This is a genomic window from Alteromonas sp. KS69 (assembly GCF_003989595.1).
Lineage (GTDB): Bacteria > Pseudomonadota > Gammaproteobacteria > Enterobacterales > Alteromonadaceae > Alteromonas > Alteromonas naphthalenivorans.
In genome coordinates this window covers 35,305-61,022 of record NZ_PYHU01000020.1, presented here as the reverse complement: position 1 = coordinate 61,022, position 25,718 = coordinate 35,305, and the positions used below count along the sequence as shown (strand labels likewise).

Annotated in this window: 22 protein-coding genes and 2 pseudogenes; 11 read left to right on the top strand and 13 right to left on the bottom strand. The window is 44.0% G+C overall.

The window, feature by feature from the left end; all coding sequences use genetic code 11:
- Positions 1-6: 6 nt before the first annotated feature.
- The 3 genes from C7Y69_RS13465 to C7Y69_RS13455 form a co-directional block, all read right to left on the bottom strand.
- Positions 7-894, bottom strand: coding sequence for a patatin-like phospholipase family protein (locus tag C7Y69_RS13465; protein WP_126873068.1), 888 nt, complete (start codon positions 892-894; stop codon positions 7-9).
- 99 nt (positions 895-993) lie between these two features.
- Entirely contained in the window at positions 994-2,115 is a 1,122-nt protein-coding gene (gene nagA / locus C7Y69_RS13460) for an N-acetylglucosamine-6-phosphate deacetylase (protein WP_126873067.1), read from the bottom strand.
- On the bottom strand, positions 2,115-3,116 hold the full coding sequence (locus tag C7Y69_RS13455) for a BadF/BadG/BcrA/BcrD ATPase family protein (protein WP_126873066.1): 1,002 nt from the start codon (positions 3,114-3,116) through the stop codon (positions 2,115-2,117). Before C7Y69_RS13455 ends, nagA begins: the two co-directional genes overlap by 1 nt.
- A gap of 286 nt (positions 3,117-3,402) precedes the next feature.
- Between C7Y69_RS13455 and C7Y69_RS13450 the strand changes: the two genes are divergently transcribed.
- The gene (locus tag C7Y69_RS13450; RefSeq protein WP_126873065.1) at positions 3,403-4,053 is read left to right on the top strand and encodes a sulfotransferase family 2 domain-containing protein; all 651 of its coding nucleotides are present in this window, start codon (positions 3,403-3,405) and stop codon (positions 4,051-4,053) included.
- A gap of 160 nt (positions 4,054-4,213) precedes the next feature.
- Here the strand turns inward: C7Y69_RS13450 and C7Y69_RS13445 are convergent, their stop codons facing one another.
- From C7Y69_RS13445 to sbcD, 3 genes are all read right to left on the bottom strand, one after another.
- Complete coding sequence (locus tag C7Y69_RS13445; RefSeq protein WP_126873064.1) at positions 4,214-5,812, bottom strand: diguanylate cyclase; 1,599 nt, start codon at positions 5,810-5,812, stop codon at positions 4,214-4,216.
- Positions 5,813-6,025: 213 nt separating this feature from the next.
- Positions 6,026-9,697, bottom strand: coding sequence for an AAA family ATPase (locus C7Y69_RS13440; protein ID WP_126873063.1), 3,672 nt, complete (start codon positions 9,695-9,697; stop codon positions 6,026-6,028).
- Positions 9,694-11,055 carry an exonuclease subunit SbcD gene (gene sbcD / locus C7Y69_RS13435; RefSeq protein ID WP_126873062.1) on the bottom strand — a complete coding sequence of 454 codons (1,362 nt, stop codon included), beginning with the start codon at positions 11,053-11,055 and terminating at the stop codon, positions 9,694-9,696. The genes C7Y69_RS13440 and sbcD overlap by 4 nt, the downstream gene beginning before the upstream one ends.
- 190 nt (positions 11,056-11,245) lie before the next feature.
- Between sbcD and C7Y69_RS21905 the strand changes: the two genes are divergently transcribed.
- From C7Y69_RS21905 to C7Y69_RS13425, 4 genes and pseudogenes are all read left to right on the top strand, one after another.
- Positions 11,246-11,572, top strand: a complete 327-nt coding sequence (locus tag C7Y69_RS21905) for a hypothetical protein (protein ID WP_244361035.1) — start codon at positions 11,246-11,248, stop codon at positions 11,570-11,572.
- Positions 11,573-11,701: 129 nt separating this feature from the next.
- Positions 11,702-12,013 (top strand): annotated as a pseudogene (locus tag C7Y69_RS22075) (PAS domain-containing protein); the annotation flags it as partial.
- Between the two features lie 174 nt (positions 12,014-12,187).
- Positions 12,188-12,544 (top strand): annotated as a pseudogene (locus tag C7Y69_RS22070) (methyl-accepting chemotaxis protein); the annotation flags it as partial.
- An 88-nt stretch (positions 12,545-12,632) separates the two neighbouring features.
- Entirely contained in the window at positions 12,633-13,238 is a 606-nt protein-coding gene (locus C7Y69_RS13425) for a YigZ family protein (protein WP_013785294.1), read from the top strand.
- A gap of 169 nt (positions 13,239-13,407) precedes the next feature.
- On the opposite strand, the gene C7Y69_RS13420 is transcribed toward C7Y69_RS13425, so the two are convergent.
- From C7Y69_RS13420 to C7Y69_RS13410, 3 genes are all read right to left on the bottom strand, one after another.
- Complete coding sequence (locus C7Y69_RS13420; protein WP_013785295.1) at positions 13,408-13,944, bottom strand: peroxiredoxin-like family protein; 537 nt, start codon at positions 13,942-13,944, stop codon at positions 13,408-13,410.
- A gap of 137 nt (positions 13,945-14,081) precedes the next feature.
- The gene (locus C7Y69_RS13415) at positions 14,082-16,013 is read right to left on the bottom strand and encodes a M1 family metallopeptidase (protein ID WP_013785296.1); all 1,932 of its coding nucleotides are present in this window, start codon (positions 16,011-16,013) and stop codon (positions 14,082-14,084) included.
- 183 nt (positions 16,014-16,196) lie between these two features.
- Positions 16,197-16,625, bottom strand: coding sequence for an organic hydroperoxide resistance protein (locus C7Y69_RS13410; protein WP_013785297.1), 429 nt, complete (start codon positions 16,623-16,625; stop codon positions 16,197-16,199).
- 183 nt (positions 16,626-16,808) lie between these two features.
- Between C7Y69_RS13410 and C7Y69_RS13405 the strand changes: the two genes are divergently transcribed.
- The 6 genes from C7Y69_RS13405 (at position 16,809) to C7Y69_RS13380 (ending at position 22,471) form a co-directional block, all read left to right on the top strand.
- On the top strand, positions 16,809-17,333 hold the full coding sequence (locus tag C7Y69_RS13405; RefSeq protein WP_244361033.1) for a MarR family winged helix-turn-helix transcriptional regulator: 525 nt from the start codon (positions 16,809-16,811) through the stop codon (positions 17,331-17,333).
- Between the two features lie 321 nt (positions 17,334-17,654).
- Positions 17,655-18,902, top strand: a complete 1,248-nt coding sequence (locus C7Y69_RS13400; RefSeq protein ID WP_126873061.1) for a hypothetical protein — start codon at positions 17,655-17,657, stop codon at positions 18,900-18,902.
- An 8-nt stretch (positions 18,903-18,910) separates the two neighbouring features.
- Positions 18,911-19,354, top strand: a complete 444-nt coding sequence (locus C7Y69_RS13395; protein ID WP_126873060.1) for a hypothetical protein — start codon at positions 18,911-18,913, stop codon at positions 19,352-19,354.
- Entirely contained in the window at positions 19,347-20,951 is a 1,605-nt protein-coding gene (locus tag C7Y69_RS13390; protein WP_126873059.1) for a sensor domain-containing diguanylate cyclase, read from the top strand. Before C7Y69_RS13395 ends, C7Y69_RS13390 begins: the two co-directional genes overlap by 8 nt.
- Positions 20,952-21,323: 372 nt before the next feature.
- Entirely contained in the window at positions 21,324-21,959 is a 636-nt protein-coding gene (gene trhA, locus C7Y69_RS13385; protein WP_013785303.1) for a PAQR family membrane homeostasis protein TrhA, read from the top strand.
- Positions 21,956-22,471 (top strand): hypothetical protein, encoded by a 516-nt coding sequence (locus C7Y69_RS13380; RefSeq protein ID WP_126873058.1) that lies wholly within the window; start codon positions 21,956-21,958, stop codon positions 22,469-22,471. The genes trhA and C7Y69_RS13380 overlap by 4 nt, the downstream gene beginning before the upstream one ends.
- A gap of 24 nt (positions 22,472-22,495) precedes the next feature.
- Here C7Y69_RS13380 and C7Y69_RS13375 read toward each other — a convergent pair whose 3' ends face one another.
- The 4 genes from C7Y69_RS13375 to C7Y69_RS13360 form a co-directional block, all read right to left on the bottom strand.
- Positions 22,496-23,407 (bottom strand): hypothetical protein, encoded by a 912-nt coding sequence (locus C7Y69_RS13375; RefSeq protein ID WP_126873057.1) that lies wholly within the window; start codon positions 23,405-23,407, stop codon positions 22,496-22,498.
- Between the two features lie 16 nt (positions 23,408-23,423).
- Positions 23,424-24,146 carry a hypothetical protein gene (locus C7Y69_RS13370; protein WP_126873056.1) on the bottom strand — a complete coding sequence of 241 codons (723 nt, stop codon included), beginning with the start codon at positions 24,144-24,146 and terminating at the stop codon, positions 23,424-23,426.
- Entirely contained in the window at positions 24,147-24,677 is a 531-nt protein-coding gene (locus tag C7Y69_RS13365) for an RNA polymerase sigma factor (RefSeq protein ID WP_126873055.1), read from the bottom strand.
- Positions 24,678-24,770: 93 nt separating this feature from the next.
- Positions 24,771-25,679 carry a hydrogen peroxide-inducible genes activator gene (locus C7Y69_RS13360; RefSeq protein WP_126873054.1) on the bottom strand — a complete coding sequence of 303 codons (909 nt, stop codon included), beginning with the start codon at positions 25,677-25,679 and terminating at the stop codon, positions 24,771-24,773.
- Positions 25,680-25,718 lie beyond the last annotated feature (39 nt).

Below are 25,718 nucleotides of genomic sequence, written 5' to 3'. Positions count from 1 at the left end.
GAAAGATCAACACGCCTTAGGGTTGGGTGAAATGTAAAAGTAAAAGCGGTTTTCATAATCGGTATAGTTTGTATCGTTTTGTTCAGCCAATGATACTGCCATCCCCAAAGGGTAATTATTAAACGCCCCACCATCCATAAAGCTAAAGATACTGTCTTCAAATTTTACAGCGCCTCGACCGCTGTAATCGCCATGTAGCCAACTTCGGGAGAGTGACACCGGCGAGAACGCTACAGGGAAGGCACCACATCCTCGTGCCGCGGAACTAATCTCGTTCCAAATAGCCTGGTTATCGGTTGTGTTGTCCAGCGTAGCGGTATACCTGTCTTGGTGGCGCGTTTGGGTGAACTTTCCTTGGCCTAAAGTTTCCGTTAAATAAGCAAACGTATCTACCTCATAATCGACGCCATTGAGGTTAGACATGGCCAGCCCTAACCTGATAGAGGTAGCGCTGGCAATGTGGGGCGTTTGAACTAGCGGTGTTTCTGCTTGTGCTGGTGGAGAGTTTGGTGCTGATGATTTTACGTACCGGCTATTAATCAGCTTATCAGCAATGGTTTTTACAAAGCCATTTGAGAGCAGTGAATTTTTGGCATTGTCTCCCGGCAAGGGCGTTAACAACCCGTTGATATCAACCGACTTCACCCATGCTTCGTAACCCACATTGGTATTTTCGCCCGATAAGGCGTCGCCATCATATAAGAGTTTCTGCGCTATCATTGCGGCGGTCATGCCACCAGCACTAGCGCCAGTAAGCACATCTATTTCAATTTTTGGGTTGGCAGGGTTTTCGTTATGTTCTTTTAGCGCTTTAATAATTTCATAAAGCGTACCCGCTTCATAAGAGCCCAAAGAAACGGCGCCTGATATGGCAATTGCAACGCGGTAGGTCATGTTACGCTCCAGAAAATTCAATATTTTTGAATCACCGAGAAGGCAGTCTCAGAACGCTGATCCACAGCACTTTAGGGTAATATACGCTTGAAGCTTGGGTTATTGAAGCCTTCCTTTTACCCAAATATTGGCTAACGTAATAGTATCATCCACTAATAATACATTAGCATACTGCCCTGCTGCGAGACTGCCTAGTTTATGCTGCATTCCCATGAAGTTTGCAGGCGTACTACTTGCCATTGCACTTGCTTGGGTTAAGCTTACGCCTAAATCATGACAAGTATTTGCCACAGCCCCATGCATATCTAAGCATGAACCGGCCAATGTGCCATCAGGGGTGGTGAGTTTACTGCCACTGCGCTTAATTTCTGTATTGAAAAAAGCCAGCGTGTCTAGGTTGCTCCCCACATGCGCCATGGCATCGGTCACCAACATTATCTTTTCTTTACCTTTAACCTTTATCGCCAACTCAGCACTTTTAGGGTGTACGTGATGGTGATCCACAATTAACCCACAATACGCACTATCAAACAACAATGCTGCGCCCACAGCACCTGGCGCCCGAGAGGTAAACGCTGACATTGCATTATACAAATGGGTGAAACCACTCGCCCCAGCGTTAAGTGCATCGCTTACTTGTTCAAAGCTAGCATTGGTGTGCCCTAATGCAACCACTACCCCTTCTGCCACCATTTCTTTAATAAAACTGGGGCTCACACTTTCAGGGGCCACCGTTAACAGTACCTTGCCAATATCCTTTCTGCACAAGGTCGCCAGCTCACTATCATGTGGCGTACGAATAAAGCTTTCTTCATGCACGCCTTTTTTCGCAGTACTTAAAAAAGGCCCCTCATAATGAATACCTTCAATATTTGGATGATTATTGGCAATGGCTTCACTTACCGCATCGGCGGCGTTAGCCATAGTGGTCACATTATCGGTAATGAGTGTAGGCAACATACTGGTAGTGCCGAACTGCAAATGCGCATTCGCCATGGTTTTTAGTGCATCGTACGTGGGCGTATGATTAAACAGTATCCCCCCGCCACCATTTACCTGTGTGTCTATATACCCAGGAATAAGCGTACCTGCGTACTTTTCTGCAAGCTCTTCCTTTGTGGCATCTTGAATGCGTTGGATCACGCCCTGTTCTATACATAGGGTTTTATTAAACTGAATGCCTGCGGGTGTCAGTACTTTGTCTGAGGTAATTGTTTGCATTAAGCCAGTGCTACCTGTTGTTTTGCGTATTGAATAGCCCCTGCTTGAGGTGACGATTTGGGTTCAATAAGCCTAGTTTGAAGATCAGCACTTAATAACGGCTGATACACATGACTTAGCCCACCGACTAAGCAAAGGGGCAAATCCTGATTATTGGTGAATGTTTTTTCATTAGGTGCCTTGCAGGTAAGTGTTTGACCAACATCGTTGAGGTAGCTAGCCCCTTGTTGAATAAGTGCCCCGGCTGCGGCGCAACCTTTTTTATAGGCTGCCACCACACTGGGGGCCAATGCACCAAACTCTCTTCCTTTAAACCCCGCCACTTTTGTGACCAACTGTTGTGGGTTTGATACGGCTAAATTATCGCAAATAGATGCAAACAAGAGGCTATGAGGAATAAGTTCATCAAACACCAACAAGCTGTGTTTAACCGCCTCAAGGCCTAACCAACCGCCACTAGCATTGTCGCTGATTGGAAGCCCATAACCGCCTTTGTCTTTAAAATTGTGCGAATTAGTACTGGTACCAGTGCCAGTAAAAACTGTAGCCGCCGATCCAGTGCCGCAAATAATTAATGCACCGGCATAGCCGTTATGAGCGCCAAGACAGGCGGCATGTAAATCACTGATGACGGTTACGCTTTTGAAGGGGTGGTGTAAACTTAAAAACTGATTTAATGCGCTGGGAATATTCGCACCAGCAAGTCCTGCGGCAAGGTGTATTTGGCTGAGCTTGACTGCTGGGTTAGTAGGTTTATTTGTCGCGCTACTGGGCTTATCTACTGCGCTAATGGGCTTATCTACTACGCTAATGGGCTTTATTGCGCTAATGGCTTTTTCACTAGCATCGATAATTGACTGCATTGCGGCAGCAGCATTGGTCATAATATTGGCAGAACCAGCGTCGGCGTAGCTTAATACGTTGCCGTGCTCATCCTCTAACTGCACTCTGCAGTGAGTACCGCCGCCATCCACACCAATATAATAACTCTGCTCTACCATTTACTCTTAATTTCCATTTTTGTGCTGTCATCAGTGGTACTAGGGTGTACTGATTGAAGCCATTTGCATAGCGAATATTCTGCGCCGCATTTAACTTGTTGAAGCTTCATTTAACGGTATTTTATCATAGCTTTACTCTCAACCAACAAAAAGCAAAAGCCATCCATTTTCATCACGTAGTAGCGTTTATTCACTACTAAGTATGACTCAGATATCCATATGGTTGTCACAATTAACGGCCACACTGTATTGATACCTATATCGGCTTTAACAAGGATAATATCCGGTGCTACTTTCCCACAGTAAACAGTTTCTCTTTGTACACATTGCTAAAACTGGTGGTACAAGTATTCGTGAGGCGCTGTCACAGTATCGCTGGGGACACCGCTATGCCGTAGCACAGTTTATCAGTAATAAAATGAGTCAGTTTTGTGGGCATAAGATTGGTAGCCGCTTTCCTCGGCATTCTCGCATTATTGCGGCAAAAGAAATGCTCCCCGAAGAATACTTTAATGGGTTGTACAAGTTTTCGGTGGTGAGAAACCCTTGGGACTTGCAGGTAAGCTCCTATCATCACATTAAACGCGAACGGCCTCAGGTGATGGAAGGTCATGATACCTTCGAGCGCTTTATGCGATGGAAATTCAACCCTGAGCGTCCATATCAATACCACATAGACACATCGCTGCAATTGCAAAGCGATTACCTTGTGGATTTACATGGAAATTTGCTGACTGATTTTATTGGTCGCTACGAAAATTTACAGGAAGATTTTGATGCTATCTGTTCGCACTTGTCTATTCCCCCGTCAACACTTCCCCATAAACGTAAAGCGACAGATAGAGGCAGCTATCAAGCGTATTACACGGACGAACTGAAGCGCTTAGTGGATAACCACTTCGCAAAAGACATTCAATTGTTGGGTTACCGCTTTTGATGTTAGCGAAAATGCTTAAAGATGTATAAGCCCAATGTGAAACACCATTGTATTACTTGACTAAGCCAGTTCAATAAACCAGTTCAATAGGCCGGTTCAATTAGCAAGAGCTCATTAAGCCAGTATCATTGAGTCAGCGCCCTATTTATATTGGATGGTATTAGATGGGTTGTGATACTTCAGTGTGGCGCGCTTTCTTTTGTTCATACATCAGGATGTCCGCCTCTTGGAGCAAGGCATCTAAGTTCTTGCACGACGTATCAGTTACCACTGCGCCTACACTCGCCGTAACGGGAATTTGAGCATTAGGCGTTTGAATAGTTAAGTTGCTTAAGCGCGCTTTAATTCGCCCCACCAACCGTTCAGATTGACTACGGCTGTGGCAATAACTTAGCACCACAAACTCATCACCGCCTAACCTACCTACCACATCTTGTTCTCGACATTGACGTTTAAGAATTTTCGCCAAGATACGCAGTACATCATCGCCTGAACGATGCCCAAAAGAGTCATTAATTCGCTTGAAGTTATCTACATCGATAAACATTAAAGTGATGTAACCGCCTTGACGATTGAAGTCATCTAAGAGTACTTTTGCGGCCCCCTCCCAACCGTCACGGTTGAGAATATGACAAAGCGGATCGGTAGCGGCACGCTTAAATGCTGCCATCCTGTCATTATCAAGCTTCTTCACTTTTTGCGCTGCAGCAAACGCAAAAATTAACGCCTCTATTGTCACCGCGATAATAAGCCCGTAGCGCTGAAGGAACGGGCTGAAGTCTTTCAAATAGAACCTGGCTAGCATGGCAAGTATAATTGTCGAGACACCCAGCAGTACTAATTTTGCGCAGTGTACTTTATGATACGCCGCATAAAGTATTGCTAATAAAATACCGACCATGATAACCAAGGTTAGTTTCGACATGACTATGTTTACCATCATGCCCACGTCACTACTTAACACTATTTGCACGCTCACCAAAGCTAATATTATTAGCGATAAATAGTGTAGTGCGCTTCTTTGCCACTTTTTTAACAACGCTTTAAAATCGAGTAATTGATCTAAAAAGCGTAAAGAAGCAAAGATGGTCAGCCCGGCAAAAAGCACGCTTAACTGTACGCTATTTAGAAACGGCACATTGGGCAATAATGTGTAAAATATCCCTTCCTGCAACAAGAAAAAGGTGGCTGCACTTGCCACGTATGAACTGTAAGAATAGAACCCAAAACTTCGCATGCTATTGCCTAATACCCCAACATAAATAGCCAGCGCAAAGCAGAAGCCAGCAAATGCACTCAGTGTTAAGGTATGAATAGTATTAAATGCGTAGAACTCAGGTACTGAGGATAGACTCGGGTACAGTGCCCTACCGTACTGGGCTTCTATATCTAAGTAGTAAGACGCTGCGCCAGTGGGAAGCATATAGGCATGCCGCGCGCTAGGTAGCTCGATTGGTAGCGTTAAAGTAGGTGCTGCTGAGCTCTGGGTTTCGAAGGCGCCTGTTATAGAAACATCAGCCTCTAACCGATACAGCATGGCTTTATTTACGAAGTTGCGGGGAAAATGGAAAATATGCGGTTGCGCTAAATCACAATGTAGCGTTAAACGCTGATCGCCTTTCACCATGGGAATAGGTGTACCCACTTTGCTGTTTAATGGTGAGGTAATGACACACGAGGCGTACACACACTCACACACTAAAACACACAAAGCAGCAATCAGTAATTTTACTGACCATCTTGCATTCAGGTCGCACATGGAAGGTTACTCGCCCCCAACAATCTGTACTGATGCAAGATCCAATTTGCGTGGAATTACCTTATAAACTTCACCCTGACTAAACAATATGCGCCGTTGAAATTACAACACAGATTAGTCGGCATCACCCCTAAAACCGCCGTGTTGTATGCGATAGTTCATTAAAGGCTATTTTTAGTGTAGCTTCAAAAAACTAAACCTGCCAAATATCCGTCAATTTTCTGTCGCTGAGTAACATTTTTCCAGCGCACTTAACCCAACGCCATTTCGTTTTATTACTTTAAGCTGGGTAGGAATACGTTCTTTCATCGCTTCTATGTGGCTAATAACACCAATCATTTTACCGCTAGCGTTTAGGTTATCTAATGCGTCTAAAGCAACATCTAAAGTTTCGGCATCTAGCGTACCAAAACCCTCATCGAGGAAAAGAGAATCTATACTCGTTTTAAAACTCACTAAATCAGACAAGGCCAGCGCTAACGCTAAACTCACCAGAAAGCTTTCGCCTCCCGATAGGGTTTTAGTATCGCGCACCACATCCCCCTGCCACGTGTCTAATACACTTAAACCTAAACTGTCTTTTGTGTTGCGGGTAAGCTGGTAACGCCCGTGCAACCTATCGAGTTGTTGATTGGCTAAACGAACTAAATTATCTAGCGTTAAGCCTTGTGCAAATCGTCTAAATTTATCGCCGCTGGCAGAGCCAATAAGAGAGTGCAAATAAGCAATATCATCATACGATGTTTCAAACTCACGCATTTCATTGATTAAGCTTTGCTGTTTTTCAATCGCCTGCCTATTACTCTCTAACTGTTGAGATAGTTGCCCTTGTTGTGCCAGTAACCGATCTTTTTCATCATCTTTCTCATTCAAACTTGCCTGTGTCGCTTCTGCAGTTGATTGTTGCCATTTCGTGGCGTGCTCATGTGCTAGTAAAGTGCTGTGCTTTTGCGTGGCGGTATTTAATAACAACTGCGCATTCTGCTGCTCACGCTCAATTAATTGCTTCCTTTGAAGTAAACGCTGGCGTTCCTCATAGGGCAATAATGCACTTAAAAATTCGGTTTCATCAGCAAACGGGCTTTGGCTTAATGCGGAATCGAATTCGACTTGCTTTGCTTCTTTGGCTTGTTGTTTTTCTTCTAACTCTGCAGTGAGTATTTTTAGTTGGGCGGTAGCATTTTCTAATGCTCGCTGCGCCTCACGAAGAGCAGTGTCACATTCTTTATAGCGCTGCTCTTTTACCGATAGGGTGTGCTGAATTTCACGTCTAGCAGCGCCAATATCCCCTTGGGGGAACAAATCATGACGTTTAGCACGTTGCGCTTCACGCTGGGCTTCAATTTCTTGAATACGTGTAGTGTATAATTGGGCTTCTTTATCTGCAGCCGCTTTAATTTCACTTTGCTCTACCAATTTATCTTTAAGGGCTTTTAACTCGTGAGACAAGGTACTGTGCAGATGAGTTTTCTCTTGAAACACTTCCACATCCTTGTGTTTCTGAGCAAGCCACTCAGTGATATTGGCATCTGGTGTTAAACCCACGCTTTCAATCTCATTAATAAGCGTGCTGCGATTATGGGCAAGTGCGCTCTCAATACTAGATTTAGTCGTGTGGAAGTCGTTTAGTTGCCCTTCTAGTTGCGAGACTTTTGCCGTTAAAAGCGCCATCTCACTGTTTATTGATTCTATTTGCTGTTGATGCAAAAGCGTCTTATTTTTGGCTTCGGCTAATTTTTCCTCGCTAGCGTGTATATTGCTAAACTGGGCGTTTAAGCGAGATTGACGTGCTTTGCAGTTCAGCTGAAGCTGGTGAAAAGACTCAACATCTGAAATAACAACGCTAGCATTTAAAGACGACATAGCCCCTTGCCAGTCGGCTTCAAGTTGAGAAAAGGCTGCGAGTGCTTCTGCGATCACCTTCTCGCACTGCTGTTTTTCGAACTCGGCGGTAATGATTTGCTCTCGCTTTTGCGTACCTAGTTTCTCTATATTTTCAAGTGAGCGGGTTAGTTCGTCGCGCTTGGCAATGGTTTCAGGCACATCAATATTCATCAAAGAAGCATCGTGCTCAGTGGCGCCGCACAAAGGGCATGCCTCACCTTGTGAAAGCGTTTGGCGTAAATGCGCAAGCTCGGCATCTAACTTAATTAACGACTCAACGTCTTTTAAATGGCTTTGCGTGGCTTTGTAACTTGCCGCTAACTCTGCCCGCTCTTGTTTAAGGGTTTCTATATTGGATAACAATGACGTTAGTCTTTGCGCCTTTTCAGCATGGCTATTTTTATGATTGATATAAAGCCGCTGCCATTGTTCGCACGACGCAAGAACTGGCCAGTTATTATTAAGTACTGTGATATCTGCATTCACGCTGGCTGTATCACCATTACTAAGGAGTTGATTGAGGCTAGATTCACACAGTGAAACGTTATCTGCGCTTTGTTGATGTAACGCCACCACATTAGTTTTGGCGTGTTGTTTCTCAGCTAAATCGGCCACGGCACTGTCTTTAAGCTGCTGCGTTGCGGTTATTTTCTTGGTTATTTCCGCTAGAGTACTTTCGTCATCGCTAAATCGTGCCGCTTTTTCTTTCCAGCCACTGATTTCGCCTGCCATCTTACCATTTGCCGCATGAACATTAAGGTAGGTGGTTAACTCATCCAGCGTGCGCTTTTTACCTTCAAGTTCATCAGAGTATGTTTGATGGTTTTCTTGCGCTTTGCCCTGCTTTATTTTCGCATCAGCTAACGTCTGTTGGTTTGTCTCAATGCGGTTGGTAAGCTTATTGATTTCACTATCAAGTGGAATGATTTGTTCGTTAATCAGGGTTTCAAAACGCTGTTGATGGGCTTTCGCGTTGGTAAAGTCCGTCTCACTGCTTTCACATTCCGCCTGTCGCTTTTGTTGCTGGCTTTCTAAATCTGGCAATTGCTCTTGTTTCAGGCTGAGATTGTTGGCAATGCGCTGCACATCCTCACATAGCTGACTAAGCGCGGAATGTGGCAAGCGAAGCAATTCCGCAGGCTCACCAGCAACTAATAGCGCTAGTTCGCCCTTTGCCTGTTCATACACGTTATTTGCTTCAACTAATGCCGCGTTCGCCTTAGTAAGCTCTTGTTGATTTTGCTCACACGCCTGTTGCCATTGCAACTGTTCTCGTAGCGAAACAATCTCGGTATTTACAGTAAGTAGCTGGGTTTTAAATTGGTTCAGCTGAGTACTAAGTTCGCTATGCTGCGCTTCACTGAGTAATGCTACGCCTTCCAGTTTTAGTTTGAATTCCCGTTTTGTGGTTTCTGCTGCCTTGTATTTTTCATGAATCGCTTGAGATAACTGGCCATAAATTTCTGTACCAGTAAGCTCTTCTAATAATTCAGCTCTGTCACCTTCGTTGGCATTTAAAAAGGCAGCAAAGTCGCCTTGGGAGAGCATCATCGACTTTGTAAAGCGCGCAAAGTTAAGCCCAGTCAGGCGCTCTATCTCTTCACTCTTTGGCCTCACTTGGGTAGCTAACACTTTGCCAGATTCTACTTCCGCTAATTCCACATCAGCAGATTGTAAATTGCCGTCAGCTTTTCCTCTTGCGCGCCGCATACTCCAAAATGCCCGATACGCTTTACCCTTTATATCGAATTCAACTTCCGCCAAGCACTCTGACGTACCGCGCGTCATAATATCGTTTGAGGTCGCCGAAATAGTGCCCAAGCGCGGCGTTTGGTGATAAAGCGCTAAACAAATAGCATCAAGCAATGTAGTTTTTCCTGCCCCTGTTGGGCCGGTAATGGCAAACAAACCGTTGTCGATGAAAGGAGACTGGGTAAAATCTATCTTCCACTCCCCTTTTAAAGCATTTAGATTTTTGAGCCTAAGGGTAAGAATTTTCATAGGTTACCCTCACCTGCAGGTGAGGTATTAACAGGCGCTTTATTAACAGGTGCGTTATTTTGCTTTTCATCAATAGCGCTGTTCACATCGGTAGCATTGGCACCATCTGCCGCTTCGCTGCCCATATGTGATAACTGCACATCGTCTACCTCCTGCTCGAACAAGGTTTGTATTCGCTGTTTGCGTTGTTGGTCTTCGTCCGACTCAAACGCTTCCAGTGACAATCTAGCATCAAACACCTCATGCACAGACAACTCGCTTAAGTTAACGTTTTCTTCTGCTGAAATGACGCTGGTTCTTTGTTTGCGCATTCGTTTTAATTGCAAAATTTCGGCAGGTTTGTCGTCTATTAGCGCTTGAATGCGCTGTTGAAGGTCGGTTAGGTAATCTTGGGTTTCTACTTCTATGCACAACCATGCAGGCTGATCTGAGCTTGCGCTTTTCACCGCCTCGTTTTGCTGTAAGGCAAGCTCAATATCTTCTAAGTTACCACGTAACACTGCCATCGGTTGAAAACGAGGAATAGGCTTACTTTCTACCCACACTAGTGATTTGTTTTCGAACGTGGCTATCAGCACCTGCTTTTGTGATTTCAGTTCATCGAAACTTAAGGGAATAGGCGAGCCGGAATATCGAATATGGTCGCACCCTGCCACTTTTTGCGGTCGGTGAATGTGCCCAAGGGCAATATAATCTGCCGGAGGAAACCCATCAGCTGAAAAACCTTCTAGTGTACCTATATAAATGTCGCGCACACTTTCACTCTGGCTTACCCCTAACGCCGTTAAGTGCCCTGTGGCAATAATTGGCACTTCTACATGCAATTCCTTACGTTTATCTAACGCAATCTGATAAAGGTTGGCATAGTGCTGCTTAATGGCTTCGCCCAGCGCCTGACGTTTTTCAATCGCCGATGCTCCAGCTTCGCTTTTTAAAACGTCCCGAGCACGAATAAAAGGTACCGCGCACAGTATTGCGCCTATGTCGCCATCTCGGGTACGCAAAGGTAAGACTTGCGATTCAGCATTGCCGTAAGTGCTAGCAATAACGTGACAGTTTAAATAAGACAGTAATTCCCTACTTTCATTTAATACCGACACCGAGTCATGATTGCCGGCTAGTACTACTAAGGTGCACCCCATTCCCTGAAAGTTACCCACTAGTTGATGATAAAGCTCCCGCGCGTAACTCGGTGGAGTGCCGGTATCAAAAATATCACCGGCCACGACAACAGCATCTATACTTTCTTGCTCAACCACCTCAAGCAGCCATTTAAAAAATTGCTCATGTTCATTTTTACGGCTTTTGGTAAAGAAACTTTGACCTAAATGCCAATCTGAGGTGTGAAGAACTTTCATGTAAATTGACTCTGAAATACTAGTAAAAATAGAGTAAAAAAGCGTTCAAGTATGAAAAAATAGTAATCGTGAACATTTAGTTATGAAATGACATACCTAAAAATGCACCAATTGCATCTATTGTCTAAACGCGCTTTAAAATTAACCGTTCTATACTTCTTCTACTTTATTAGAAGTTAACGGAGCCGTCATGTTTGTATCCAGTTCACGATATAATAAGGAAGTTTCCTCACTCACGGACGAGAATAACAGCTTAGCGGCGACGCTAAATGCATTGAAAGATAACCTTGCTTACGCAGTGTATTCGGATAGAGGAGATTGTCTATACGCATCTTCTCAGTTCCTACAAATACTCGCGCGCCCATCGTCAGGTGATTATTCATTCAATCACAAAGATCTTCGTGTCCCTGGTGTTCAAAACGACAACGATTACCGTCTATTTTGGCAGTCATTATCAAACGGTGGATCTTACACGAATACCATTGCGATGAAAGCAGAGACAGGCGAGACAAAGTGACTAAAAGCGAACTACGTTAATGTACTCAACGGCAGCAACTCTGAAATTCATGCTATTTATCATGATGTTACCGAACAAGAAAACGCTGTTTTCTCTGGTAAAGCAATTACCGACGCTCTGAATAAGTCGATGGCGGTTATCGAGTTTGAACCTGATGGCACCATTGTTACTGCGAACGAAAACTTTACTGCGACCGTTAAGTACAGCCTTGATGAAATTAAAGGCAAGCACCACCGCATGTTCTGTAAAGACGATTTCTATCAGAATAACCCTCAGTTTTGGCAGTCCTTAGCAAACGGCCAATTTTCTTCGGGAACCTTTGAACGAATCAATGCTGATAGAGAAACGTTATGGCTTGAAGCTACGTACAACCCTGTGTTCGACGGTACGGGTAAAGTGGTTAAAGTTATAAAGTTTGCGTCTGATGTAACAGCGCAAGTTCAAGAAAAGCATGCTATTTCACAAGCCGCCGAGCTTGCTGTATCTACTGCAGAAGAAACATCACAAATTGCCGCAGACGGTGCGTCATCGCTACAACGTAGTATTGATGTATTCCAAGTGGCACTTGATGAAGTTGACCAAACCAACAAACTTATGCATGAACTTAGTGAGCAATCGCTTAAAATTGAAACTATTGTAACCACTATTAGCGGAATTGCCGATCAAACCAACCTACTGGCACTGAATGCTGCTATTGAAGCGGCCAGAGCTGGAGAACAAGGTCGTGGTTTCGCCGTGGTTGCGGATGAAGTTCGTCAACTTGCACAGCGTACTAGTGATTCAACAGTAGAAATTGAATCAGTTGTAGCAGAAAACCGTAAGCTTGCGAATAAATCGACAAGCAAGATGGCGACTGTGAAAGACAATGTTGACCTAAACAGTCAGCAAATCACCCAAGTACAAGGCGTGATGGATGAAATCCTTAAAGGTGCGACAAACGTATCGGAAACGGTTTCAGGCATACTTCGTTAATACAGAGTCATTTCTAATAAAGTAGTAAAACACAAAACGCTGTTGTCCCTGTATTTAGCCTAAAGCGAAACTCAGGTACAATGGCGTGATGTCGTATCCCGTCCCCGCTCAACAGATTGAAACTCTGTACGAGATTAAAAAAAGCAAGTTTATTGCCTTCGCCGCTTTCGCCGATAGCCGCGAAGCCGCTATGGCACATCTAGCAAATGTAAAGCAACAATACCCAGATGCTCGTCATCATTGCTGGGCGTATTTACTTGGCAATCCTCATTCCCCATCCAGCGCAGCAATGGCTGACGATGGCGAACCAAGTGGCACGGCCGGAAAACCTATCCTGAACGTTCTCCAGCACAAAGGTGTAGGCGATGTCATGGTGATTGTTACCCGCTACTTTGGTGGTATTAAGTTGGGCGCTGGTGGTTTAGTGCGAGCTTACTCAGCCTCGGCGCAGCAAGCGATGGAACAATTGCCAACTCGGGAAGAAGTGCGTCTTTATGATGTCTCTATTGATATAGACTTTAAGCACGAGCAATTTATCCGCCATTTATGCGAACAATTTTCGGGCAAGGTAGTGAATTGTAGCTATGCACAGCACGTAACTGTTGATGTGCAATTACCAAGTCACACTATCGACGAGTTTCAAGAAAAAACTGCCGCCATGGCAATTGATTTTACACGCCCTGACAGCACCTAAAGAGTGTGGGTGTTCCCAGCTTTTTCTTACATTTATAACACGTAGTTGTGATAAGCATAAAAAAGCCCGCTTAGCGGGCTTTTGGGTTCTAAAAGAATTACTCAAACAGCAATTTTAGTCGCCGTCAAAGCTATTCATTAAAGCTATCCATCAAAGCTATTCATTAAAGCTATCCGCTAAAAGTGCCACGAATGGGATAGTCATTTTCGGGGTCGCGAATAAATTCCAAACCTGAAACCAGCTGTTCTAAATCAGGGCGTACAAAAGGTGCATTCGCCAACTCACTGATTTGAATTGTGTTGTCTTGATTTAAAATAAACAAGGCAGGTTCAGCGAAATTGTGGTCGGTTTCCTTTTCGCTGCGAGGCACCGAGATGTATAAACCTAGCCCCTTCATATCTTCTTCACTTAAGCCCGAAGCAATAGGGAACGTAATTGATAGGTCTTCAAGGTGCTCTTTCAACTGAGATTGACTATCAGCAGATACCGCGATTAGATCAACGCCTAGCGCTAACAAACGCCCTTTGTAGTCTTCAAGCGCGTTTAAGTATTTGGTGCAGATTGGACAGTGCTTGCCACGATAAACGACCACCATTTTCCAATCACAGCCTTCACGTTTGTTGCTTAATGAAACAGCCTCACCCGTGCTCAGCGTTACTTGCACATCGGGAAATGAAGAATCAGGTTGTAGTTTTTGCGTATACATACAGTCTCCTTAATTGCGTATTAGCTACATGAACCAATTACATTGGTAATATGAGTCATCAGTAGCGCTAACAATCCCGCTAGTGCTACCGATGCTACCTAATTAGTTCTACGCCTTAAGACTTGTAAAGATCGCTTTTACTCCACAAAGCCTTCATTGGCTCTTATGGTTAAAGGATGATAACCCGGTTTTGCTTCTTCAAACGCACGTTTAGCAAATGCTTTGCCTTCTGGGGTTTTCGATAACTCGCGATACAGCGGTTTAACTAACTTGTTACGACCAATCTTAACAAGGTACTCGTACAATCTGTCGTAGGCCGGTTTGTATTCATTTGCCACCGCTATCATCAACCAACTATGGGCTATTTCGTTATTTTGCGTGGTGGTTAACGAGAACGCCGCATCTAATTCAGCTAATTGCTGCGCTGATAGTTCATTTGGCATATTGTTTAAGAAGTATAACCATTCGTGCACAGTCCATAGCTCGGTATCTATATTTACCGCTTCGACTTCACCGGCTAACCAGGCACTGCGAGTGGTATCGATTTTATCGAAGGCATCAGACACTGGCACAGGTGCCCCTTCAGGAATTCCAGGCTCGAATACCCACGTATCGATACGTGCTTTGCTCAACTTATCTGGGTATTGTGCCAATAAGGTTTCATCCAAATAGGCCAAAAACGTATCAGTGGTGATGCTCTTAAACGCAAAATCTTCAAAGTACTGCATTAAAAAAGCATCGAAATTCTTACGGCCAATTTTGTTTTCAATTTCACGTAAAAAGAGCGCGCCTTTCTCGTAAGGAATATTAGAGAAAACATCGTCTGGATTTCTTCCGCGAAGATCGATTGCTAAAATTTCATCTTCTTCGTTTAGGGCTTGTATGTCGTTTTGTAAATCTTGGTACCCCAACACCGCTTCTTTTTTAAATCGCTCGTGGCCGTATATCATTTCCATAATACGGTAGGTTAAATAGGTGGTGAAACCTTCGTTTAACCACAGGTCACGCCACGTGGCATTGGTCACCGTATTACCTGACCAGCTGTGCGCTAATTCATGCGCAATTAGTGACACTAAGCTTTTATCGCCAGCGATAACGGTAGGCGTAATAAACGATAAGCGTGGGTTTTCCATACCACCAAACGGGAAAGAAGGCGGTAAAATCAGTAAATCGTAACGATCCCATTGATACGGACCATAGGTTTTTTCTGTAACTTCTAACATGGCCTCGGTATCTTCAAACTCTTTCGCCGCGGCATCTAACACACTAGGTTCAGCATAAACGCCCGTGCGCTCGCCCATTGGCTTAAATTTCAAATCACCAATTGCCAATGCAATTAAGTAAGACGGTACAGGCTGCGGCATAGTAAACGAGTACTCACCATCACGAGCCGTAGTAGGATCGTTAGAAGCACTCATCACTGCCAATAAAGCTTCAGGTGTATGAATAGTGGCCGTGTAGGTTACCCGAACTTGTGGAGAGTCTTGCAGTGGAATAAAGCTTCTCGCATGCATAGCTTGGGCTTGGGTAAATAAGAAAGGATGTTGCTTTCCAGCGGTCTGCGCTGGGGTTAACCACTGTACACCCGACGCTTCAGGCGAGGTAGAATAAGCAATCGTTAGCTTGTCTGCACCTTCAGGCAATTCAACAGAAAGTGGCGTGCCAAGTTCAGGATCGGCGTCGCCCATATCAAAAGGCACGGCTTCATCGTTAACGGTTACCGATGTAATATCCAGTGCACGGGTATCAAGAACAACCGTATTGAAGTTAGGCGCACTGCGCTCAACGGTTAATGTAGCACTGCCGGATAATTTTGACGTTTCAAAATCTGCCGTTAGGTCTAAATCTAAGTGGGTTACCCGTACTTCGGATGGGTTGGCGAATGAGTGGTAATCTTTACCCGCTTCTATTTCACTGATCACATCTACTTTAGATACTGCGCTCTCGGCAGCAATTTTGCTATCCGCGCTATCAGAAACCGTTGATGGTGTTGTAATTTCTTGTGAGGGTTGTTCGCTACACGCAAACAACATTGGCGCACAAATGGCTACCCAGCCTATATTCTTCATAATACTTCCTGTTATTTTTTCTGTCTTAATCATAATAACAAAGAAGTAGCCTAATGCTTAAGTCCAAAACGACAAGCTACAACACCAAAAGTTAAATTGTCGTTTACCTCCTTCCCCACCTGTATATTGCAGTGTGATTATTTAGTGAGGGAGGAGGTCAGGAAAAAGCGAATAGTAGGCGTTTTACGCTACTGAAATTTGCACATCAATATTGCCACGAGTGGCATTAGAGTATGGGCATACTTGGTGCGCTTTTGCCACTAGGCTCTCTGCTACAGATTTCTCCATATCGCCCAAGTCGACACTTAATTTTACTGCAATAGCAAAACCGACTTCGATAGGTCCAATTGATACATCGCCAGTTACACTAATATCGCTGCCCAGTTTAACTTTTTCAGCCGCAGCGACATGCTTGAGCGCACCAATGAAACATGCTGAATAGCCAGCTGCAAACATTTGCTCTGGGTTAGTGCCACTGCCACCCGCGCCACCTAGTGCTTTTGGTGTTGAAAGAGTAACGTCTAAGCTTCCGTCGCTTGATTTTGCTGTACCTTCACGACCGCCTGTTGCCGTTGCTGTGCCGGTATAAACCACCTGTTGAAGTGTGTGCATTGTATAAATCCTCTTTGGTCTTGCTCAAATTAAGTATTCAATTGAACATAAGTGATGAATGAGAAATGCAATTTATTTTGCATGCAAAATAAATTAACACTAATGCGGCTTGTAGATCAAGTCTTTTGCATGCAAAATATTAATCATAATCTTTTTACTCTCTACATCCTTTCTGGAGCACGCATGTCTGACAAAGCTAGGCTTGATGAATATATGCACGGCGATTTAGGGGCTGAAGCGCTCTCATCAGAAGCACTTTCATCGGAAGCGCTTGGGCCCGACACACTTAAGTTAGAAAGTCAGTTGTGCCATCGTTTTTATACGCTATCTAATGCATTTACTCGCGCCTATCGTCCCCTACTGAAAAGCCTTGATATTACCTATCCACAGTACGTTGTGATGATGGCTTTGTGGGAACAGTCTAATGTGACCATTGCCGAGCTACTCGATAAAACCGTGATAGACGGCGGCGCTATGACACTGATCCTTAAAAAGCTAGAACAAAAAGAATTATTGAGTGTGGTTAAAGATGAACATGATAAGCGTGTACGCCGCGTAGTGCTGTCGAAAGCAGGTGAAAACGCCAAGCTGAAAGCGCTTGATGTGCCTGCGCAAATGCTATGCAAACTAGATGGCATGTCGAAAACTGAAGCGAAGCAACTTGTTGTATTAATGGATAAACTACAAGGGTGCTTTAACGTTGATTGAAATGTATCTGGCTAAGAAAGGCGTAATGGACCAGTCACCGAAAAAAAGTCAGGTTCAATCTGGGCACTTGCAGCAATGACGCTCGCATTTATAGATTTTCCATGCCGATCATTTGCTGGCACGCCTTACTAGGCTACAAAAGTCAGTGGATGTATGGTACTAAAAACTCATTGCAACTGCTTTTTTAACCTACTCATAAAAAACGGCTGATTTATCAGTCGTTTTTTTTTGTTTCTTTACTATGCTTATAGTTGTCAAAATTCAAAAATATAAACGTTTGTCACAGTAATCAAGACCAGACTACGAAGCAGGTATTCATAAATGATAAAAAAGCAGTTTTCTCTCATTGTGGTAATGATGAGCTTGCTGACAACTTTTAGCGTTTTAGCTGAACAAGACAAGCTAAAAGTAAGTGGGTTTGCCACGCTAGCTTCGGCAACCGCTGACACTCGTAATCATCAGTTTCGTACCGATCGTTCACAAGCGGAGATAGCTAAGAAAGATGGTTTTGCCTTTAAGCCTTTGAGTTTAATTGGCGTGCAGTTCGACTACAGTTTTTCACGGAACCTCGATTTTGTTGGGCAATTTGTTTATCGAGAGCAGGATGAACAAAACCTAGGCTCAATCACGCAGATGGCCTTTTTAAGATATGACATCACTCCTTCGTGGCAAGTAAGAGCCGGGAGACTCGCCGCCGATATCTTTCACTTTAGTGATACCAGAGACGTATCAATCGCCTACCCTTGGGTGAAAGTGCCTACAGAGGTTTATGGTATTGTTCCAACCAGAAGTTTTGATGGGGCGGATATCAGCTACCTTAAACCCTACCGCGATTTTAACTTACTAATTAAGGCCTTCTGGGGCCGAGGAGAAAGTGACTTTACCAGAAATGATTATAACCCGATAACCTTTAATGATTTGCGCTCAATAGGCATTGAGTTTGTAGCATTTGATTGGAGCATTGCATTCAAACACACCCAAACCGAAGCAAAAAATGATAATGGAGACACCGCGCTCGTGGCGACATCGGTTGCGCAACTGCAACCGTTTTGGAGTGGCGCCACCACTTTTGCGAACTCATTGAGTTTACGCGGTGCAACTATTCAATACACTTCTGTTTATCTAAATCGCTATCTCGGCGATTGGGAAATATCTGGCGAGCTGTCACATATTGATTCTGACTCAATTGCATTAAGGCACTCTTTAAATGGATTTGTGAATATAAGTTATCTCTATGGTGCGCATACCTTCTACGCTTTATATTCATTTGTAAAAACAGACGCTTATTACCTTAGCCAAGAACAGCCAGGCTTTCCGATTAATAAAAGTACATCCGAATTAGCCACCTTAGTGGAAGAAGTCGCCAGTACGTTGGCACATCATCAGCATTCATTCTCTTTAGGCTGGCGGTGGGATTTAAAAGAAAACCTCGCGTTTAAAGTACAACTTGAGCGAACCGATATAAATGCAAGAGGTAGCGGCCTGAGAGCCCGTGAGGGGCTAGTTGTTAATGATGAAGATGATAACGTGGCGCATACCCTGTTTTTTGCTCTAAGTTATAGTTTTTAAGGGCTAATATGAAATTTTATAGCCCCGTCCCCCTCATCCTTACTGCGCTGATAGCACTACACAGCGTCTCTTGCTTTGCATACACGTCAGAGAATATTGTTGTCGTTACAAATCAGAAAAATGACGTGGAAGTACTGGATAAAAAAGGCTTAATTAATCTATTTATGGGCAAGTATTCTGCGTTTCCTAATGGTAAACAAGCGACGCCAATCGACATTGAAGTTGAGGCTAAACTTAAAGCAGAATTTTACGAGGCATTAGTCGGTTTACCCCCTGCTCGCGTGAATGCCTATTGGTCTAGGTTAAAATTTTCAGGTCGCGTTAAACCGCCTGAAATCGAACTGACAATAGATGATGTTAAGCAGCGACTTGAAGAGGATGAGTCCGCTTTAGCTTATGTTTACGAGTCTTATGTTACCGACAAGATGAAGGTAGTGTATCGTTTTGATTAATATTCGTGGTCTAGGTTTTCGTTTTGCACTTTTCTTGGTGGCTGCCGCCATGTTGATAGTGTTAACTACCGCAGAGTTTTTTTACCGCGCCACATACGAGAACGAGCTTGATGAAGCAAACCACGATATCGAAGAACTTTATCGAACAGTTGGTGCAACCGCGTCCATAGCGGCATTTTTAGAAGAAGAAGATTTAGCCAAAGAAGCGATAAATGGATTGGTTAAAAGTGACAAAATTCTCGCGGCGTCTATCAAAAGTGACGCTCTGTATTATCAGCTCAACGTTACCGATGCGATTAACAAAAACATAGAACCTCGGGTATTTCTAGTCCGACACCCTTTCATACCAGAAGAAGCATTAGCTGAGGTCAACATATACCCAAACTTTAACCATATTATCCATCAAGCCGAGAAAATAAGTAACGACAATAGTTATTCACTGTACGTAGAAGCGCTTGTTGTGGGTATTGTTGCCTTAGTCATTACTTACTACATCATTATTTCCCCCATGCTTCGTGTGGGACGTTCACTGCATGAAATTACCCCAGGCACAGCGCAGCGTATTGCGGTGCCTGAATACCACACTGACAGTGAAATTGGTGCTTTTGTACATGATACCAATCAGCTGTTAAGTAAAGTCGAAGAGCAGTTCTCCCAAGAAAGGCAATTAAGAGAAGAAATTGAGTTTTTGGAAAAGCGCTTTAGGATGCTTTTTGAAAATGCGAAGTCAGCCACGGTGTTAATGACTGAAAGTGGAATAATAGAACTTAGGAATAAAGCTTTTATAGATCTTGTTGTAAAAATTGGCCTTGAAGAAAAACAGGACTATGGAGAACTGTTAGAAGAATTATTTGAAAACCCTGCTGCAATAAAAACCTCACTGCTAGAAGCGTTTTCCCGTAACGAGTTTGCCACTGGCGAATTTAAACTGAAGTCAGGGATTAATAAAACCGCCATTTGGGTTCAATTGATTGCCAGCCCGTTGATGACTGAAGAGGGCGAGCGTTTTTATCAAATAACCTTCAATGATATTTCAACTCGAAAACGTGAACTGCAAAATCTGGCACTGCAAGCAGACTTCGACTCACTAACCGGCATATACAATCGAAATGGTGGTGAAAAGCTCATTGCTAAGTTGATGAATAAAGGCCATCACTTTGCACTCGCGTTAATTGACCTGAACGGCTTTAAAGCCGTAAATGATATTTTCGGTCACGATGCGGGCGATGAAGTACTTATCTTCGTATCTGAACAATTAAGAGACAAAATCCGTAAAGTTGATGTGGCAGTGCGCTGGGGGGGCGATGAATTTGTACTGCTTTTACAGGCCGAAGACGAAAAGGCGGTTGAAACAGTCATATCAAAGGTGAATGAAGGAATTAAGCAGCCGTTTTATTTTAATGATGATACAACCCCCACTGTTGTCTCTATGAGCGTGGGCGTTGCTTTTTACCCTCGCATGAGTCGCAACATGAATACCTTAATAAAGTTAGCAGATATCGCCATGTATAAAGCTAAGCAGAATAAGGTCGCGGCACCCGATGATTATCTGATGTTTGCCGAACCTGAAGGGTTAGATAGCAGCGACAATCAGTAATAGTAAACCGACTTAAGTTTCTTACCTTACCCTCATTGATACTCCAGCCCACCAAATATCTGGCTCAAATGTTCGCTTCAAGTACCTAGCCTCAATACCTAACCAAGACGCTACATTCAACACATTTACTGATTGTCATTCAATCGCACAAACGCAATGAAATAAGTGACGAATATTTTTTAGTATCAAAGATACTTAAGATCAGGTTTTCATTAACGTGCAATTTAAAATTGTAATACTCGCCGATTACGCATCTGTTATACTTGAGCGAACAAGTGTACGCTGAAAGCGCGTGGGCTATACGAATGATGAACGCTTAGGTGCAAAAAGTATCAGTTCGGCCGCTAGATGAAAGCAGAGTTGGAGGAAATCATGACAAGCATTACGGCAAAAGCCTATTCTGTACTTGAAGAATGGCTGAATAGTATTAGTCACGGTGTTGGTTTTATTGCTGCCATTGTAGGCATGGTATTTCTGCTCTACCGTGCAGATAACACACTAACCATTACTGCCGGTGCAATATACGGCGCTACGCTCATTCTTATGTTTTTGAGCTCTACCCTTTATCATGCAACATCACACCATAGGGCAAAGGGCTGGTTAAAGCTATTCGACCACAGCGCAATATATTTACTGATAGCAGGTACTTACACACCTTTATTATTAGTGTCTATTGGCGGCGTGCTTGGTATTACCATGACGGCGGTAATTTGGTGTTTAGCAATAGGTGGCGTTGCCTTTAAACTTGTTGCTAAGCACCGCTTTCCAAAAGTATCCGTAATGACTTACCTATTGATGGGATGGATTGCCATTGGGCTTATTTACCCGTTGTATGTTGCGCTACCAGGGGCGGGTTTGTGGTTACTGGTCGCGGGTGGTTTGTGCTTTAGCCTTGGGGTATGTTTTTATGTGGCGAAAAAGGTAAAATACACTCATGCTATTTGGCATGTGTTCGTATTAGGCGGGTGCAGCTGCCATTATTTCTCAATATATTATTATGTGGTATGAATAAAAACGAATCACCATCTGTATCTCAAGGTACAAATAGCCAAATCTCTCTTGCGTGGTTTTCACTTAGCGCTGGCAAAATCTGTCTGGGGCAAAAACCGACATCAGACACCTATGCAAGATTAAAAGGGTTGGGTGTGACTCACCTTGCTACGGTACAAACTGGAGAGGAAGACGCCCCTATTATTCGCGATGGTGCTAAAGCAGCCGGGTTAGAATGGATATGGCTGCCTTTTTTACACCCTTCAGCAGATTCACCTACCGATGATGTTCACTTGCATCAATATCTGCACGAACTGTCGCAGATGCTAACTGAAGGCGCCAGTGTGTACTTACACTGTGATGGTTCACAGCATCGCTGTAGCTTACTGTTTTATGCCTTATGTCATTATTGCCGCGTGCCTTCAAACAGTGCATACAGTGCATTACATAGCTTTGGGGCAAGTTCGGCGAATGGGTTGTCGCGGGGCGAACTACAATGGGCAGCAGAACTCGGTCATACCGCCCCTTAGTTAGCGCTGGTTGTGAAAGTACAGCTAGAATGTATAAATAGTAGCGCTGGTTAATAGCGCTTCGGCGTCAATCCGCTCTTGCACGCACGCTTTTATATTCGCTTTGCTAAACACATAAATTCGGTCGTGTTTGTTGTTATCATCGCCGTATTCAAAGTCTTTTAATATCATGCTGACGTGCTCTCCTTCAGGTAACCCCCGAAGTCCTGCGCCAAATCGGCAAAATGTGCTACCAATGCTGGCTTCAAAATTAGCCAAAAATGAACGATAGGCTTGCTGACGACTTTCTTTTTGCTTAGCTAGTTTCGCTTGCCGCTCACCTTCTAAATGACGCACCTCTTCTTCGAGCTCTGCTGACTGCGCACTTATAGATGCTAAAGACGATTCAATTCCCTGCATTTCTTTTTCAAGCGCTTCTTTTCTATCGTCATCAGCTTGTCTTAATTCAAAAGACATATCGCGCTTGCGGCGCTCTAGCTCGCGAGTTTCCCACGCTAATTCTCTAGAGCGAGAGCGGATATCATGTATATGGTCGTTGTTATCTTCAAAAACCTCGGCAATTCGACGGCTTGCTTCGCCTGCAAAATCTTCCCATTCACGGCTTAGCTCAAAAACAATACCACCACCTTCTGGGGCAACCGGCGCTGCTGGAGGGGTTGGCATTCCTTCCACCATGGTTTCTATATCGTGGATCCAATCAGCACTTTTGCCGCGTACTGACACGGTGAATACTGCCCCCTGCCCCGCTAGATAACTGCTTTCTAGTCGCGATACTCGCCACCCTTTTGGGTTGGCGTTTTGGCGAAAAGCGGTATTCATTACGCCCGACATAATTTCCAATTCATCTGACAAAGACGCATAAGAAGTAGCATTACTTTGGGCAAAGGTTAACGCACTAACACTGGTTAGTAAGCAAAGAGATAATAGTCTTTTCATAAGGGCTACCTATTGGTTATTCGTCTACTGGAGACGCTGAATTCGAGTTGGGAAGCACAACGCTATATCCCATACCTATGCCATCAATTTCATCTTGTAATTTACTGAACTGACGGGCGTAAAATCGCTGATCATCAATGCGCTGATCGTTAATAAATTGAAGTAACTCAGCAAAGTCTTGCTTACGCGCCTCTCGACTAGAGGCCAATAAATACTGAGTGAGTTCGGCACTCGTTTGTTGTTGCTGTGCAGCAAGTGATTGTGCATATTCTTTAAACAACACTTGATTCGCTTCTTGGTACATTTCCCGCTGCTGTTTTACTTGCTGGCGCACTTGCACACGTACTTGTTCGGCAACCAAGCTTGATAGCTGCTCGGCATCTACATTGCTTGGTGTTTGCGCCGTTAGTAACTGCCCATTATCTTTATTGGGCATACCCGTAAACACCAATACAATGGCAACCGCGGATAGCGCACAAGCCAGTGCAGGAAAGCCTTGCCACTGAAACCAACTCGATTTATCTTGTGCTGGAAATAGCTGTGCTTTATTCCAATCAGGCACTGGGGGCGCAACAAATTCACTCGCGCAGCCTGCCAGAGCACTGGCATTATCAGCCGCGGCGGCAAACACGCTATCTTGGGCGTATTTTTTAGAAAATGTCGCTTTCTGTTCTTGGGTAAGGCTGTTGTTTACCCACGCGATAATTAATGCTTCATTGGTATGGTCAGGTTGATTCATTTATTCCAACTCCAACTTTAATTTGGTTAGTGCGCTATACAAACGCGACTTGGCGGTATTAACCGAAATATCCATTTGCTCTGCAATATCTTCAAAAGTGAACTGCCCAAAAAATTTCAGCTCCACCACCGCTTTTTGTGCCAAGGGCAAAGCTTGCATAGCTTGCGTTACCGCCCGACTCTGACGGTCGCTGGTAAGCTGCATTTCAGGGCATGATGTCTCACATAGAGGCTCTGAAATATCATCGATATCGGTAAACGCTTTTCGCTTTCGGTACAGCTCCATACATCGACAATGGGCTATTCGATACAGCCAGCTTTTAAATGTGCCGTCGCCGCGATAATTCGCCAGGCTTCGATAAACCGAGACAAAAATATCCTGCATCAAATCAGAGGCGTCATGGCTATTTCCGGTCATGCGGATACCGTATTGGTACATGGCCGTTTCATAGCGCGAAATAAGCGTGAACCACGCATTTCTGTTGCCTTTTAATGCTTGTTGTACGAGTTTTTCATCCCGTTTTATGAACACTGCGTTCCCCGCGATATAGGTGTTTTTTTATATTCCCTACTCTTACAGTCGACGCAGTGGGCGAAAAAGTTTGAAACTTTTTCGCCAAAAACATTATTTAAGGGTGGGAACAGGTAGAAGAGGAGAGATGATTTCGCCAATACGACGAAACAATTGCATACGCGTAGTGCCTGAACGCCACACTAAACCTATTTCTCTAAAGCCTTGCTCTTCGGCGGCAAAACTTTTTAAGTTGGTGTGTGCCAAGATAGATTGGTTAATGGCAAGCTCGGGTAAGAAGGTATAACCCATTTTACTGTTTGCAAGCTGTACCAAAGTGTACAAGCTACTGGCAGCTACAGAGCTTATTTGGTCGCTGTGCTGAAGGTTACATGCACTAACCGCGTGGCCGGTCATACAGTGCTCTTGTTGCAGTAAGAAAATACTCTTCTTGGGTAAAGAAGAAATATCGACGGGGTCGGGCAATTTGTCAGCCATTTCTTCATGGGCCACAAGATGGAAAGGGTCGTGCCCCAATACCATTTGCTTACACCCTGGCGTTTCCATCGGTAACGCTAAAATAAGTAAGTCTAAACGCCCATCAATTAACTGCTGAAGCAGCTTTTCCGTAGTGTCTTCTTGCATCTCAACATTGATGTCAGGCAAGAAGGCGTTAAATGCTCCCAGCATGCCTTCAAACAAAAATGGCGCGATGGTGGGGATAACACCTAGCTTCAGTGTACCTCGTTGCCAATTCCCTGCATTTTGTGCGTATTCCACCAGCTCACCGGCTTCTTGCAGCAGCAACTTGCTTCGTTCAACAATATCTAACCCCAATGAAGTAAACACAAAAGTCTTGTGCTCCCGTTCCAGCAACTGGCTGCCAAAATGTTCTTCTAGGTTTTGAATTGCCGTGCTCAATGTAGATTGGCTTACATTACAACGCTGGGCAGCGCGGTGAAAATGCTGCTCTTGATATAGGGTAACTAGGTAATGTAAGTGTTTGAGATTAGGCCACTTCATAACAACTCTTTACTGATTAGGAAATTAGGTTTTAATCTA